The organism is Sphingopyxis sp. 113P3 (assembly GCF_001278035.1).
GTDB lineage: Bacteria > Pseudomonadota > Alphaproteobacteria > Sphingomonadales > Sphingomonadaceae > Sphingopyxis.
On record NZ_CP009452.1, the window covers coordinates 4,196,462 to 4,209,902 of the forward strand.

The following is a 13,441-nucleotide window of genomic DNA, read 5'->3' on the forward strand; positions in this document are numbered from 1 at the left end:
TAAGCTGGCGGCGTAGTAGAGGCGGCGGCAGATACTTACGGAGTGCGGATCGGCCTTCCGCCTCAGCGCCTAGTCGCGGCGCTACTTACTCCGAATCACTTGCCGCTTTTGGCCATACGTCTTCGGGAATCTCGTCGAGCAAGCTCTTGCCGCTGGCGAAGCGACGACCGAGCGTCTCGATAAAGCCTTCGTAGCGCTTGCGACCTTTGACCTGCGCCGCGGCTTGGTCTTCGTCGGGCAACGGCGGCGTCACCGACAGCCAAAATCGGACGAACAGCGCCAGTGCTTCGGTCGAGAGGCCCGTGTTGCGCTCCAACCGCTGCACCTGTCGCGACAGCCGATCTAGCCTACGGGCGAATGCCGCCTCCATTCGGTCGGCGCCGTCAGGCGACAGATAGGACGCGACCGCCGCCTCCACGATCGCCGAGCGCGAGATGCGCCGCCGGATCGCCAACTCGTCAACCTGCTTGGCGAGCGCGGGCGGGAAATAGACGTTGAGCCGGGTTCGCATCGATACCTCCTACAGTTCGATGCCGTCGCCGGGGTCGAGCGACGCCTGCCGCGCGAGGCCCTGCATCCGGCGACGCACGGCCGCCTGCCGGGCCGCGTCGTCCTGCTCGTCATCGACGATCGCAAACTCCTGCGCCGGCGGCGGCGATGTCTCGGGCGCGATGGCGACATGCTCGGGCAGTTCGGGCTCGCGGCGCAGGCCGCCATTGGCCGCGTCCTCCTGCGCCCGCACGATCCGCGCCACGTCGGCCGGGTCGGCGGCGGCGGCGCGGCCGGTCCAGTCATCGGGACGTGCCGCGCTTGCGATCGGCTTGGGCGTATCCATGATCCGCTCGGACAAGCGGCGGTCCTGAAAGTAGCGCGCCTTCTTCGCCCGGATCGGGTGGACGCCTGCTACCATCACGATCTCATCGTCTGGCGGGAGCTGCATGACCTCGCCGGGGGTGAGGAGCTGGCGGGCGGTCTCGGATCGCGACACCATCAGATGCCCGAGCCACGGCGACAGGCGGTGCCCCGCATAGTTCTTCATCGCCCGCATTTCGGTCGCGGTGCCGAGCGCATCCGAGACGCGCTTGGCTGTTCGCTCGTCGTTGGTGGCGAAGCTCACACGGACATGGCAGTTGTCGAGGATCGCGTTGTTCGGCCCGTATGCCTTCTCGATCTGATTGAGCGATTGCGCGATCAGGAACGCCTTGAGGCGATAACCCGCCATGAACGCCAGTGCGGACTCGAAGAAGTCGAGCCGGCCGAGCGCGGGAAACTCGTCGAGCATCAAGAGCACGCGATGGCGGTTGCCCTTCGGGGTCAACTCCTCGGTCAACCGGCGCCCGATCTGGTTGAGGATGAGGCGGATGAGCGGCTTGGTGCGCGAGATGTCGCTGGGCGGCACGACCAGATAGAGCGTCGCCGGCCGCTCGCCCTCCACCAGATCCGATATGCGCCATTGGCACGCCCGCGTGACCTGCGCGACGATAGGATCGCGGTAGAGCCCGAGGAACGACATGGCGGTGCTGAGCACGCCCGATCGCTCGTTGTCCGACTTGTTCAGCAGCTCGCGTGCTGCGCTGGCGACGACGGGATGCACGCCGGCTTCGCCCAGGTGCGGCGTCGCCATCATCGCCGCAAGTGTCTGCTCGATCGTGCGCGACGGATCGGTGAGGAACGAGGCCACCCCGGCGAGGGTTTTGTCCGGCTCGGCGTAGAGGACGTGCAGGATCGCGCCGACCAGCAGCGAGTGCGATGTTTTCTCCCAATGGTTCCGGCGCTCGAGACTGCCTTCGGGATCGACCAGCACGTCGGCGACGTTCTGCACGTCGCGCACCTCCCACTGGCCGCGCCGCACTTCGAGTAACGGGTTGTAGGCGGCCGACGCGGCGTTGGTCGGATCGAACAGCAGCACTCGGCCATGCCGCGAGCGGAAGCCGGCGGTGAGCTGCCAGTTCTCGCCCTTGATGTCGTGGACGATCGCGGAGCCCGGCCAGGTCAGCAGCGACGGTATGACCAGTCCGACGCCCTTGCCCGAACGGGTCGGCGCAAAGCACAGCACATGCTCGGGGCCATCGTGGCGCAGATAGTCACGGCCAAGCCTTCCCAGCACAACGCCATCGGCGCCGAGCAGCCCGGCGGCGCGGACTTCCTTCTCGCTCGCCCAGCGCGCCGAGCCGTAGGTCTCGGCGTTCTTCAGCTCGCGGGCGCGCCAAACCGACATGGCGATGGCGACGGCGATCGACACGAACCCGCCCGACGCGGCGATGAACGCGCCGATCTTGAAGATGTCGGGCGCATAGGCGTCGAAGCTGAACCACCACCAGAAGAAGGCCGGCGGCGGATAGATGCGCCAGCCAAAGGCAATGAACCACGGTGGCCCAAGCTCGGGCTGATAGGCGAGCGCGGCGGCGGTCCACTGCGTCGCGCCCCATACGCCGGCGAGCACGATCATGAACACGGTGATGACTTGGCCCCATAGGATTTTCGTCGCGGACATGCTTGTCTCCCTGCGCTGGCTAGAGGCCGAGGCCGCGCTTGCGGCCCATCATCAGGTCGAGCCCGCCGCCGTCGCGGATGACGCCGGAGACTTGGCGTCCGAGCTGCTGTTCGAGGGCGCTGGCCCAGGGCACGAGGCGGAAGCCGAGGCCGTCGTCGATCATGGCGAAACGGCCGGACGCTAGTCCGAGGCGCTGGCGCACGACACCGGCGATCTTCTCGCCGGCCTGCGTCGGCCGATAGGTCAGCCCGGTCTCGCCCGCGATCCTTGCGCCAACTGAGTCCAGCTCGCGCCGCCGCAGCGTATCGATCAGACCGCGCTCGAATACCGTCCGTTCGCCGAACCGGCGCGCGAGCCCTCCCTTGACGAGGTGGTCGGCGCGGGTGTCCATCGCCCGGCGCACCTCGGCGCCGAACCCGCCGTCCGCGACCCCGGCGCCGCGCTCGATCAGGCGGTGGTCCAGCCAGGTCGCGCCGGGCGCCTTGATCTGCGCGGCGAGATCGAGGTCCGACCGCGTTGCCAGGATGAGCGTCGGCCGCTCCTCGCCCGGCTTGCCGATCGCGCGCAACTCGACGATGCCGCCGAGCTTGGGGCTGTGCTCCAGCGCCTCGATACCGGGTAAGCGGACATGATGCGTGCGCCCGTCCATGCCGTCGATCACGGCATAGGCGGTGCCGGTCAGCTCATCGTGCAAACCCTTGTCGATGAGCCGGCCGACGATCGGCTTCTCCGGCGCACCGCTCACCACGACATAGCTGTCGAGCGGCCGATCTTGCCCCTGATCCTTGAGCGCCTGGCCGATGGTGCGGATGATGTCGCCGCGCGCGGCCAGCTCGCGCAACTTCGCCTGCGCGCCCTCGGCGACCGCCCATTGGCCCGGCTCGCCCTCGGCGGCGAGCCCCATCGTCTCAAGGTGTTGCAAACGGCCGACCATCAGCCGGCGCAGGCGCGGGTCGTCGGGGCCGGGCCGCTCGGGACGCAAGTCGATGACGCTCAGCTCATCGGCGGTGCGCTGGATCTCGCTATCGAGCCGGGTCCAGCGCTCCGCCGTCACCTCGCGGTCAAGCGCGCGCTGGATTTCATGCTCAGGCTTCGGCCCCAGCTCGGCGAAGGCAAGCTCCTCGGCGCGCGAGCGCAGGCCGTGGCTGATATAGTCGCGCGCCATGACGAGATCGGCGCCCTGGTCTGTGACGCCGCGCACGAGCAGATGGACGTGCGGGTTGTCCGTGTTCCAGTGATCGACCGCGACCCAATCGAGCCGCGTCCCCAGGTCCGCTTCCATCTGGCGCACGAGGTCGCGGGTATATTCGCGCAGGTCGGTCAGCTCGCCCGCATCCTCGGGCGATACGATGATGCGGAAATGATGCCGGTCGTCCTTGCACCGATCGGCGAAGGCACGGTCATCGGCCCGGTCGGACTCGGCGTCGAACATGCGCGTCGGCGAGCCGTCACGGGTAACGCCTTCGCGTTTCAGATAGGCGATGTGCGCGGACAGCGGCGCCATGCGCCGGCCGCCGAAGCGGTGGCGCACCGGCAGCGCCTTCACCAGCACGCGCCGGCCGGAGCCGAAAAGGCGACTGCGCGCGAAGGCCGTGCGTCCCTTCCCGAAGCTCGACTGGCCGCGCCGACGCGAACCGCCCCAGCCCGAACGCTGACTGCCGCCGCTCATTGCGGCGATGCGCAGCACCTCGGCGACCAGCCCGCGCGCATTGCGGCCCTGCGCCTTGCTGCGCTTGGCCTTGCCCGGCCGGACGCGGAACTCTTGGCTATCGCTCATGGCCGGCCGTTTCTCGCCGAAAACCAGCCGTGGTGCCGTTCGGTGCGTTGAAATGCCTAGCTTTTTCCTTCCGAGCGGCACGCTCGCCGACCGACGCCCCCATGTGAAGCCACGGAAAAGCCTTGGCTTTTCGGCGAAACGGGGTGCGACTTGTATCTTGCCCTCGCCTGTCCCTGCCGTTCTCTTCCACTCCAGCCATAATCCTGCTCGCGCCGGATGATAGGGATGAGGCCGGAATCATTGCGGTCGGCCCGCGCGGGCGCGGGGGACGAACAGCGTGTCCGCCGGCTTGTTGGAAGGGGGAGCGGCGGAGCGAATGTCGCCAGATCTCAGCCGATCGTTCGGCAGCTCGGACGCAGCTTCTTCCCTGTTCGACTGCGCGCCGACAGCTTCCGAAGCGGCGCTCGCGGTGCGGACGAACAGTGCGGCGCGGCGCCAGGCGAACGGATCGGGCGACGCGCTCACCGTCACTTCCGCCGTGCCAGCCGTGCTGACAACGGCCGTGAGCCGGGCGAGGTAGCCGACCGTCTCGGGCGGCAGCGGACGGCCGCGCGACAGGTAATCGTCGTACCGGCCCGGACCCGCATTATAGGCCGCCAGCATCGCGCTCGCACTGCCGTAGCGGTCGTGCATCTCGCGCAGATAGGCCGCGCCCGCCATGATATTGTCGCGCAGGTCGAACGGGTCAGCGCCGAGACCATATCGGGCGCGAAGCTCGGCCCAGGTCGCGGGCATGATCTGCATCAATCCCGTCGCCCCGGCGCGCGATACAGCGCGGGAGTTGCCGCCGCTCTCGACGCGCATCACCGCCCATATCCAGCTCTCGGGGATTCCAAACCGCCGCGCGGCTTCGGCGACATGACCTGCGTAAGGATGAGCCGCCGCGGATCGCTCGGCCGGCAAATCCTGCGCCAACGCCGCGACCGGCGCAGCGCCACCGGACAGCAGCACGACGACGAGCGCCACGGCCGATCCGACTCCGCTCCGCCGCCAGCCTGCCAGCGTGCTCGCTGCGCTCAAGGGTGCGCGCGGTGCGCCGGCCGTTGGCCGCCCTTGACCTTCGCTGCGCACCCCGGCCGGGCTGCGACTGAGCGGGACGAAGGGATGAGACGGCTTTCCCGCGAACAAAGGGATGATGGGGACGCGCACGGGCTCAGTCCTGCTCGCGAGACTTCGGTTGGCGGCTCCAGCGCAGCGACCATGCCGACTTGTCGCCCGTGTTCTGGAACAGCGCGGCGCGGATCGGCTGAGGAAAGACGGGATCATCAATACGCAGCGAGACGTAATCGCCTGCGCGTTCGCCAGTCTCGTTCCAGCCGGCGCCGATCTCCGGGCCTTCGCCACCGTCGCCGCGATGGACCCGCCAGTCCGGCGCCTTGTCGGCGTCGCTCGGCTCGGCCGGCACGATTGAGATGCGGATGTCGAGCGTCGCCGTCTCAATGATGCCTTCGTAGCCGTTGGTGGTGCGAAAGAAGCTGCCGATCTGCATGGAAAATCTCCTTTGGGTTGGCAGGGAAAAGCGGGTCAGCGCTAGGCGAGCGGCGCGTTCGGCGTGTCACGGGTGAGGATCGGAATCGCGCGACCGAGTACGGCGGAGACGCGGAGTGGGCCGAAATAGCGGCCGTCCAGGCTGTCGGGATGTGCCGGGTTGAGCAGCAGCAGTTCGCCGGTCGCCAGCGTGCGGCAGCCCTGCCAGACGGGCAACGGACGGCCGAGCCGATCGCGCGTCAGTGCGACGGCGACAGGCCGGGCATCGACGCTCACGATGCCGCCGATCCGACACACGCGCTGCCCGGCCTTGGCGGAGACGTGCTTCAAGAGCGGTACGTCCTCGCCCAAATAGCCACGCTCAGCCATCCATTGGCCGAGAGGCTCGGGCGGCATGACGGCGACCAGCGCGCCGACTGGTGGATCGCGTTCGGGCTCTATCCGGTAGAGGCCGAGCGGCGTGCTCGCGCTGGCGTTCCAGACAAGGCGCGGCAGCGGATCGAACACCGCGACGGCGGTAAACGCTACAGCGAAGACCGAAGCGGCGATTGCTGTCGCACGGACATAGAAGCGGCGCCTCATCCCTCAATCTCCCGGCGTTTGAGCCAGGCGCGATGGCGCTCCAGCGTGTAAGGGCGCGGCTGATGGCCGGCGGCAATGCGGTTGTGGACGTGCCGCCAGTGATCGGGCGCGGCGTCACATGGATCGACGCCCGCAGCCTCGGTGGCGTCGATTGCGGCGAGCACCTGCTGGACCTTGGGCCAGCTCTCGATCTTGAGCAGGATGTCGCCGCCAGGCCGCACGAACGGCAGCGTGGTGAACGGCTCGCCCGAAGCGACCGCCCGCACTATATCGATGCGCGAGCTGACCGTGCCGTAGTCGTTTGCCGCCCAGCGAACGAACGCGAAGATCGCGCCCGGACGGAAGCGGACGATGCGGCGACGGCGGTCGACGATCTCGTCCACGGCGACGCGGCCGAACCTGATCCAGTGCTCGAGCCGCCTCTCTATCCACGTCAGCTCGACGCGCGTCATGCCGTCATCGGACGGCTGGCGATGGCGCATGGGGGACGGCGGGACGGTCATCGCCGGCTCCGGGCAATTGCCGAGTCCGCGCGCGGCATGAGGTCGTCCTGTCCCGGATCGGAGGTCGAATGCTTGATGCCGATGTCGGCCCAGGCGCGCAGGTCATCGACTGAATAGACGACCCTCCCGCCGATCCGGCGGTAAGCGGGGCCGGTCCCGAAATAGCGGTGCTTTTCGAGGGTGCGGCCGGAGAGGCCGAGGAAGCGCGCGGCTTCCGGCGTGCGCAGGAAGCGGGGCGGCAGGGTGTTGGGCGTATCGGACAAGTGACAGCTCCTGCGGGCGGTGGCGGCAGGAGACGAAAATGGCGAAGCGGGCTTGGCCGGGTGGAGTATGAAGATGTGCGGCTACACGGATGCGACCACCCCAAGGCGGTCGCTACGGCCGGGTCAGGTCAGCGGATTCGGAGAAGCTTGCGGTAGTCACCGTTCATGAGCGAAGTGGCGTCGCGCACCAGGCGCATCACGAAGGATCGCGCGGCGGAGATCTTCCACTCGGTTGCAGGAAGCCGCGCCGCATCTTCGCGACCCAGCTCAGCGGCGATTTGGCGATATGTCGCGCCGCGTTGGCGCAGGTCCAGCGCGCGGAGCATGAGGTCGAGCCGTGCCAGCCGGTAAGCGGTGAGCGGCCAGCCGCGAGGCAACGGCCCCGCCGCGCGGCCGAGCAAGCGACGGTGGAAGCGCAGCAGGCTGGCGATGCGGGTGAGGAAATCCTTGTCGAGCGGGATGACGGCTGCGAGCGGCCGGCCGGGCGTCGGGTCGCGCAACCACAGCCGATGCTCGCCAGCCGCATCCGCGACGATGACATGGCGTCCATCGATCCCGGCCATGTCGGCGAGCAGCGCGCCGAGCGCTCGCGGATCGACCGGAGCGGCGGTCTCGAATCCGGCCGGTGCGGCATCGAGAATGACCGTGACGGCGGTCAGCTCCGGGCGCCAAACGACAGGCTCTGACAGATCATCCGGCGCCGTCGCGAAAGGACAACCCCCAACGTCGCGCGAATGCCGCCTCGGCGGCGTTCCTCGCGACGGCGCCGCTCGCGATGCGCTGCTGCATCTGCGTATATTCGGCGCGATAGGTGCGGTTTCGTCGAAGAAACTCGGCGGCTATGTCGGCGCGCCCGAGCGCGTCGGACAGACCGCCGGCGCGTCGCTGGCGACGCCCAGGCGGCGTCGGCATTTCATCCTCCCAACCGCGCTCCGCGCGGATTTCGGTGGATGGAGCATCAGCGGCGTCGCTTCGCCGCGATAGCGCGAACATTGCAGGCAGCCATGTCGGCTACGCGGCTGATTCAGCAATGAATTGCTGCCGAATCTGCTGAAATCCTAACCTTTTAACGGCTGTTCGCAGCCGAGCAGATGCGCGTAGCCGATCTCCGTCATCCACCTTGCGCGCGCAAGATGGCTCTCATGCATCGCCTTCGCCCGATCGGGTTCGGCAGTCACGTCGATGCCGAACACCGACGCAGCCGCCTGACGCCAATCCGCCCCTTCGGCATCGGCATCGAGGAGGCGCAGATAGTCGGCAAGGTGGCTTTCGTCGTATGGTGTGAGTTGCGCCGCCTCCGGCACGCGGTCCTCGAATTGACATCTGCTCATGGCGTGCCCGTCATGTCCCCCGGTTAACCAACCTAGACCAAATCCGTCCTTCGGTTATGCGCAAGTCCCGCATCGTTCAGTGCACCTATCGCCGCGATGGTGAGCGCCCGTAAGATGATACACCTTATATGAGATAAACCGCATAGGGTGTATCGTCCAGTTTGCCGCGCATGGACATGCGCCGCCTCGTGGGATTGAACTTTGCCAGGCTGAGAAAGGATAAGGGCTTTACCCAGGAGCGCTTTGCGGAGACGTCGGGCTTTACGCAGCAATATGTCAGCGATCTGGAGCGGGGCCGACGTAACCCGACCGTTGTCACCTTGTTTCACCTGGCCTCGGCGCTTGGCGTCACGCCCGCCGATCTTGTGGCCGAAGTCGACCCGTCCGAAACTGACTAGCTTCGCAGAACTCGAGCGCGAGCCGGGCGCCAGCCCGGCGAGCGCGATTGCGGCCGCGCGAACCTTGGGACGCGCGGCCGCTGCCGATCTGGCGCAGCAGATCGGCGCAAAACGGCGAAGCCGCAGGGCCGGAGCTCCGGCCCTGCGGTGGCGGATGGTCAGGCGGCCTTGAGGCGCTGCATCCCCTCGGCCAGCGTCCAGAGAGCGCGGTTGAGCGTCACGTTCTGGTCGATGCCGTTGATGGCGCGAGTCTGTGCGCGGCGGATGCGACCCTCGGCGTTGCGCTTGCGGCCCTGCAAACCGCCCCGAACGACATTCTCCTGAATGACGTTGAACGTGGTCCACAGGCTGTCGCCAACGTCCTCGCGGCGGCGCGGCTCGATGATCTGTTCGGGCCGCAACGGGCTTTCGTCCTCGCCATAGCGGGCGACCAAGCTCACCTCGCCGAGCAACCGGCGCTCGTCCTCGGACAGCCGAACCGCCTTCATCGTTTCGCTGGCGTCGATCAGCCGGGGGAAATCCTCGGCAACGGTATAAACGCCCTCGATGATGTCGTCCTGAATGTTGCCCTTGTGCGGCACGCGGACTTCCTCGAAGCGCTCGCCTGCGATCATGCTGTTGGTGCAGACGAAGCGCAGCATGCCAGCGAACATCTGATAGGCGCTGGTCCCGTCGTGGCTGTTGACGATGATGACCTCGGCGGCCTCGGGCTTGCCGATGCCCTCGTCCCGGCGCAGACGCAGCATGTGCTTGGCGTGGCCGTGGCGGCCGCCGTCGCGCGGCACCGACTGAACGGCGAAGAACGGGAACCATCCTTCCCGGCGCAGCCCCTCGACGATGTCGATGGTCGGCACATAGACGTAGCGGTCCGAACGGCTGTCGTGCGCCTCGCGGGCGAAGATCGACGGGACGTGCCGATAGAGCGCCTCATTGTCGAGCGGCTCCCGCCCGCTGATCTGATGGGCATTACGGCCGAACCGGGTGGCAAGCTGATAGTGCATTCTGACCTCCTTGGGCTTGGGTTTCCGCGCAGCGGAGCGCCGCGCTGAAACCCTGCCCGTCGGCGAGACCGGGGGTGCAACCGGAGTGGGCGGCTTCGCGGGGAACCGGCTGCACGGAACGCGCTCGCGCGTGGAGGAAGCCGGGCGGAAGCCGCTCCGAAGGGCGCTGGGGGCAGCGCCCCAAGCACTGCGCCGGCCACGGCGCCAGCAAACAGCTCTTGCCATTTGTTCTTGTTTTGATCCAAACCGGCCGCAAGGAGTCGGTATGAGCATTACGATCACAGGACAGCCCGGCCAGCGCATCGCGGTCGCTGGCGACATCACCAAGACGCTGCGAGTTCCATATGACGGGGCGGAGGGGCGCTTCCTTCTGGCGGCGAGTGATGGTTCGCTGATCGAAGGCCGCCTCGAAGCCGAGGAAGAGCGCTTCGATTTCCGGGTCGTGGTGGACGGAGCGGGCATCTCGCGGATCGGTCCAGGCGAGCTGACGCTGGATTGGGCGGTCGAATGGGTGACGATCGCACCCTATGAAGCCAGCGCTCTGCCGGAGCGCGGCCCGATGCCACTGCCGCTGTTCGATTCGCGGTCCGGCTAGTTGGCCCATTAACGCGAGACGCCCCCCCGCTCCGGTGGAGCGGGGGGCGCCGCCTCGGATCAGCGTGACCAGATGAGCGCGTATTCGCCGGCGTTGTCGGTCTCGGACAGCGTGGCATAGACGGGAGCCGGAAAACTCGGATCGTCCAGCTTGACCGAGATGTAGTCGCGGCCTTCGCGGCTGGTCTTCTTCCAAGCCGCGCCGATGTCCATCGATCCGGCGCTGATACGGAAGTCCGGGGACTTTTCGCCGTCCTTCTCGACCGGGCGGAGGGCGGCCTTGGTGCTAAGAGTGAGCGTCTTGATGACGCCGGTGAACTCGCCCTTGCTGTTGGCGGTGAAGGTGCCGATGGTAGCCATGTCGTATTCTCCATTTGCTTGGGCCACGCCCATCGCGGCCTCGATGGCGATCGACGGATCGGTGGCGAGCGGCGGCGCACCGTTCACGGCCGGAACGAAGTGCAGGACGGCGCCACGCGGCTTTTTTGAATCGCGATGCAAAGCCGAAGGCGGCGGAAAAAAGCCGAGCGGCGCCGTTGCGCCAAGACGATCGAGGCGAAGACGTCCTCCGATCAGATCAGGCCATTACGAGGCTGTGCGGTGCGATCGGCGAATGTCGGGGCGGGACATGGCATTTACGGCGCCATAGTAACGCCGATCGAGAGCATCAGCGTGCGTTAGCCGATCCCGCGCCTAGCCGGGTGATCATCACTGCCGGGGACGTGAAGCAAAGGCGAGCGTTCGCCTTGTGAAATCGGCCAGCTCACGATCATTGATCGCCTCGGTTTGGTAGGCCGGGTTCTCATCATGGTGATAGCGGTTGCCGAAATCGAGAAGCGCCCGCAGCTCAGCGGTATCGTTCGGCCCCAAGATCTCCTCCGCCGTTCCGAGCCGTTGGCGACAAATGTCTGCGAACTGGCCGAGCTTACCACCGGGCCTGAACTGCGCGGGAAAGGCAACGCGGACAAAGGTTTCGAGCATCGGGCGAAGCGACTCTGCAATCTTACGCTCGACGGCCGGGTCCGCCGCCTGGAGGTAGGCGAGCGCATCGGCGTGTCTCTTGTCGTGCAGCGTAATCATGTCGCCGGTGACATCCCAGGCCACCAGCGTCGAGCCCTGCTGCGCGCGCACGACCTGGAGCGAGGCGCGCGGGAGCGCGCCGCACTTTTCCCAGACATTCAGGATGAACGGCTTCGAGTGCGAGAGGACGATGACCTGCCCCACGGCGCCCGCGAGACGGTGAATCTCCTGCACAGTGTGCAGAGTGCGGTGCTCATCAAGGCTGCTCATAGGATCATCGATCACGACAATCTTCTGCGCGAGCGCCTGGTCGCGTTCGAGCGTGGCGAAGAAGAAGGCGAGCGCCAAGGTGTTGCGGTCGCCCGCGCTCAGCGCAGTCCGGAAGCTCGGCCCCTCGGCTGCGTTGAGCCCGACGGCGATATTGTTGATGAGCACATTGTAGCTGGCGGCCGATCCGCCACGATTGTTCACGGGTGCGACGTTGCCCAGTCGAAAGCCGGCGTTGAAGCGACGCAGGTAGTCGTTCACCGCGTCTTGGTAGGCCGGAAAGACGTTCTGACGATATTGGTTGAGCGCCTCGCGGGCCTGGTCCCGCGCGGTCTCGGTCCGTCCCTTCTCATCGCGCTCGTCAACATAGGCGGTGCAGAGCGCGGCGATCTCCGGCTGATGCCGGGCCTCGACGGCGCGAAGCCGCGTTAGATCGGCAGCCAGCGCGGCGACGTTGGCCGCCCGCGCTTCCTCCTTGACGAGCGCCAGAGCCTCGTTCGCGTGCACCAAGGTTGCGGCAACCCGATCAAGGCCAGCCCGGTGGGCCTCATAGGTCGCGACGGCGGCGCGCACGTCGTCGCCCAGCGTCAAAGACTCCAGCGGCGCGGCCTGTTTGGCTTTCAAGCGCTCCATGATGCCGTCGCGGGCGGCTTTCCAGGCGCGAGCAATTTCCGCGGTGTCGATCTGAATGGCGGGGACTTCGGTGAAAGCCTGCCAAAATTCGCGGCGCTCAATAGCTTCGCGCACCGTGCGCTCGAAGGCCGCAGGCACGTCGCCGGCATGGGTGGTCGTGAGGGTTTGGACTGCGTTGGCGATGTCGCGCTTCAAGTCGTTGTAGGCATCTCCGAAATAGGCGCGGTAGTGCCCGATTACAGGAGAGCCGGCGAGATCCTGGGCGCAGAACGGGCAGATCGCCGCGCCTGCCGCTGCGGCATGGTCGGCGTGCGTCAGCCCTTCGCCAATCCAACGCTCCCCGCCACGGGCGAGCAGCGCGATGTGCGCCCGCACACGCTCGGCTGCCGCCTCTTCCAGACCCGGCAAATCGCGATGGAGAAGTTCGTCCAAGGCGTCGAGGTCGAAGGCCGGCAGGGAGAGCGCTGGGAATATCGCCGCCGCCGCAACCGCCTCCGATGACCGGGCGGCGGCCAGTCGCTTTTCCGCGTCGGCCAATTCCCGATCGAGGTCGGGGATCGGTTGCAGCGCGCAGAACGCATCTGCGTCGAGCCCACCGCGCCGAGCGGCCGGGATCGCATCGGCTTTGGCGCGGAGGTCGCGGTTGTGCTGCTCGATCCGATCGACATGCGTTTGCACGGCGGCGTTCAACGCAACACCCTGGCTCCCAACGATCAGCTCATGCAGGTTCTGGCGATTACCGGGGATAACCTCGATGCCCGAACACACGTTCTGGGCCACGAACTCATCGTCGAAGACGGCGACATTGGGCTCGGTTCGGGACCATGCTCCATTCTGGAAGACGGCGGGCGCACCGGCAGCCAGGCCGATGACCACATGCGGGGGATTCGCGGCGCCGAGACGATGACGATCGCTGATCGGCGCGGCGGCCCCCGTCGCCAGGGACCGCAGAATGGCGGTCAGCGTCGTCTTCCCGCGCCCATTCTCGCCATAGACAACCGTGAGCTTCGCGAACGGAATCTGAGCGCCAGCGTTCACCGAATCGAACTGGCCAATATTCCGCAGTAATTGAATTGCCTGAACCACGCTG

At 67.1% G+C, this 13,441-nt stretch carries 16 protein-coding genes; 2 read left to right on the forward strand and 14 right to left on the reverse strand.

Translation table 11 applies throughout. The features are described from left to right. Positions 1–85: 85 nt before the first annotated feature. The 11 genes from LH20_RS20260 to LH20_RS20310 all read right to left on the reverse strand — a co-directional run bounded on the left by LH20_RS20260 (position 86) and on the right by LH20_RS20310 (position 8,438). Positions 86–511 (reverse strand): CopG family transcriptional regulator, encoded by a 426-nt coding sequence (locus LH20_RS20260; RefSeq protein ID WP_053555780.1) that lies wholly within the window; start codon positions 509–511, stop codon positions 86–88. Between the two features lie 9 nt (positions 512–520). Further along, entirely contained in the window at positions 521–2,494 is a 1,974-nt protein-coding gene (locus LH20_RS20265; protein WP_053555781.1) for a conjugal transfer protein TraG, read from the reverse strand. Positions 2,495–2,513: 19 nt separating this feature from the next. Beyond that, positions 2,514–4,271 (reverse strand): relaxase/mobilization nuclease domain-containing protein, encoded by a 1,758-nt coding sequence (locus tag LH20_RS20270; RefSeq protein WP_053555782.1) that lies wholly within the window; start codon positions 4,269–4,271, stop codon positions 2,514–2,516. 237 nt (positions 4,272–4,508) lie between these two features. Next, on the reverse strand, positions 4,509–5,420 hold the full coding sequence (locus tag LH20_RS20275; RefSeq protein ID WP_053555783.1) for a lytic transglycosylase domain-containing protein: 912 nt from the start codon (positions 5,418–5,420) through the stop codon (positions 4,509–4,511). 4 nt (positions 5,421–5,424) lie between these two features. Then, positions 5,425–5,760, reverse strand: a complete 336-nt coding sequence (locus tag LH20_RS20280) for a DUF736 domain-containing protein (RefSeq protein WP_053555784.1) — start codon at positions 5,758–5,760, stop codon at positions 5,425–5,427. Positions 5,761–5,801: 41 nt separating this feature from the next. Then, a complete protein-coding gene (locus LH20_RS20285) occupies positions 5,802–6,341 on the reverse strand; it encodes a S26 family signal peptidase (RefSeq protein WP_053555785.1) in 540 nt (179 codons plus the stop codon). After that, positions 6,338–6,844: a DUF2840 domain-containing protein gene (locus LH20_RS20290; protein WP_053555786.1), complete on the reverse strand. Its 507-nt coding sequence runs from the start codon at positions 6,842–6,844 to the stop codon at positions 6,338–6,340. Before LH20_RS20290 ends, LH20_RS20285 begins: the two co-directional genes overlap by 4 nt. Next, positions 6,841–7,107: a helix-turn-helix transcriptional regulator gene (locus LH20_RS20295; RefSeq protein ID WP_053555787.1), complete on the reverse strand. Its 267-nt coding sequence runs from the start codon at positions 7,105–7,107 to the stop codon at positions 6,841–6,843. The genes LH20_RS20290 and LH20_RS20295 overlap by 4 nt, the downstream gene beginning before the upstream one ends. A 128-nt stretch (positions 7,108–7,235) precedes the next feature. Then, on the reverse strand, positions 7,236–7,904 hold the full coding sequence (locus tag LH20_RS20300) for a DUF2285 domain-containing protein (protein WP_442800468.1): 669 nt from the start codon (positions 7,902–7,904) through the stop codon (positions 7,236–7,238). Continuing rightward, positions 7,798–8,019, reverse strand: a complete 222-nt coding sequence (locus tag LH20_RS20305; RefSeq protein WP_053556408.1) for a transcriptional regulator domain-containing protein — start codon at positions 8,017–8,019, stop codon at positions 7,798–7,800. Before LH20_RS20305 ends, LH20_RS20300 begins: the two co-directional genes overlap by 107 nt. 146 nt (positions 8,020–8,165) lie before the next feature. Continuing rightward, complete coding sequence (locus LH20_RS20310; RefSeq protein WP_053555788.1) at positions 8,166–8,438, reverse strand: DNA -binding domain-containing protein; 273 nt, start codon at positions 8,436–8,438, stop codon at positions 8,166–8,168. Between the two features lie 170 nt (positions 8,439–8,608). On the opposite strand from LH20_RS20310, the gene LH20_RS20315 reads away from it, so the two are divergent. Further along, a complete protein-coding gene (locus LH20_RS20315) occupies positions 8,609–8,836 on the forward strand; it encodes a helix-turn-helix domain-containing protein (protein ID WP_053555789.1) in 228 nt (75 codons plus the stop codon). A 158-nt stretch (positions 8,837–8,994) separates the two neighbouring features. On the opposite strand, the gene LH20_RS20320 is transcribed toward LH20_RS20315, so the two are convergent. Then, positions 8,995–9,837 carry a DUF932 domain-containing protein gene (locus tag LH20_RS20320; RefSeq protein WP_053555790.1) on the reverse strand — a complete coding sequence of 281 codons (843 nt, stop codon included), beginning with the start codon at positions 9,835–9,837 and terminating at the stop codon, positions 8,995–8,997. A 265-nt stretch (positions 9,838–10,102) separates the two neighbouring features. On the opposite strand from LH20_RS20320, the gene LH20_RS20325 reads away from it, so the two are divergent. Then, entirely contained in the window at positions 10,103–10,432 is a 330-nt protein-coding gene (locus tag LH20_RS20325) for a hypothetical protein (protein WP_053555791.1), read from the forward strand. Positions 10,433–10,491: 59 nt separating this feature from the next. Here LH20_RS20325 and LH20_RS20330 read toward each other — a convergent pair whose 3' ends face one another. Next, positions 10,492–10,932, reverse strand: coding sequence for a DUF736 domain-containing protein (locus tag LH20_RS20330; protein WP_442800440.1), 441 nt, complete (start codon positions 10,930–10,932; stop codon positions 10,492–10,494). Positions 10,933–11,139: 207 nt separating this feature from the next. Further along, positions 11,140–13,437, reverse strand: a complete 2,298-nt coding sequence (locus LH20_RS20335) for an AAA family ATPase (protein ID WP_053556410.1) — start codon at positions 13,435–13,437, stop codon at positions 11,140–11,142. Positions 13,438–13,441: the final 4 nt, after the last annotated feature.

Bases quoted from the DNA above. Each gene is read 5' to 3' on its own strand.
- LH20_RS20325 (WP_053555791.1), top strand. From the start codon at position 10,103: ATGAGCATTACGATCACAGGACAGCCCGGCCAGCGCATCGCGGTCGCT.
- LH20_RS20320 (WP_053555790.1), bottom strand. From the start codon at position 9,837: ATGCACTATCAGCTTGCCACCCGGTTCGGCCGTAATGCCCATCAGATC.
- LH20_RS20315 (WP_053555789.1), top strand. From the start codon at position 8,609: ATGGACATGCGCCGCCTCGTGGGATTGAACTTTGCCAGGCTGAGAAAG.
- LH20_RS20265 (WP_053555781.1), bottom strand. From the start codon at position 2,494: ATGTCCGCGACGAAAATCCTATGGGGCCAAGTCATCACCGTGTTCATG.
- LH20_RS20310 (WP_053555788.1), bottom strand. From the start codon at position 8,438: ATGAGCAGATGTCAATTCGAGGACCGCGTGCCGGAGGCGGCGCAACTC.
- LH20_RS20270 (WP_053555782.1), bottom strand. From the start codon at position 4,271: ATGAGCGATAGCCAAGAGTTCCGCGTCCGGCCGGGCAAGGCCAAGCGC.
- LH20_RS20305 (WP_053556408.1), bottom strand. From the start codon at position 8,019: ATGCCGACGCCGCCTGGGCGTCGCCAGCGACGCGCCGGCGGTCTGTCC.
- LH20_RS20285 (WP_053555785.1), bottom strand. From the start codon at position 6,341: ATGAGGCGCCGCTTCTATGTCCGTGCGACAGCAATCGCCGCTTCGGTC.
- LH20_RS20290 (WP_053555786.1), bottom strand. From the start codon at position 6,844: ATGACCGTCCCGCCGTCCCCCATGCGCCATCGCCAGCCGTCCGATGAC.
- LH20_RS20260 (WP_053555780.1), bottom strand. From the start codon at position 511: ATGCGAACCCGGCTCAACGTCTATTTCCCGCCCGCGCTCGCCAAGCAG.
- LH20_RS20280 (WP_053555784.1), bottom strand. From the start codon at position 5,760: ATGCAGATCGGCAGCTTCTTTCGCACCACCAACGGCTACGAAGGCATC.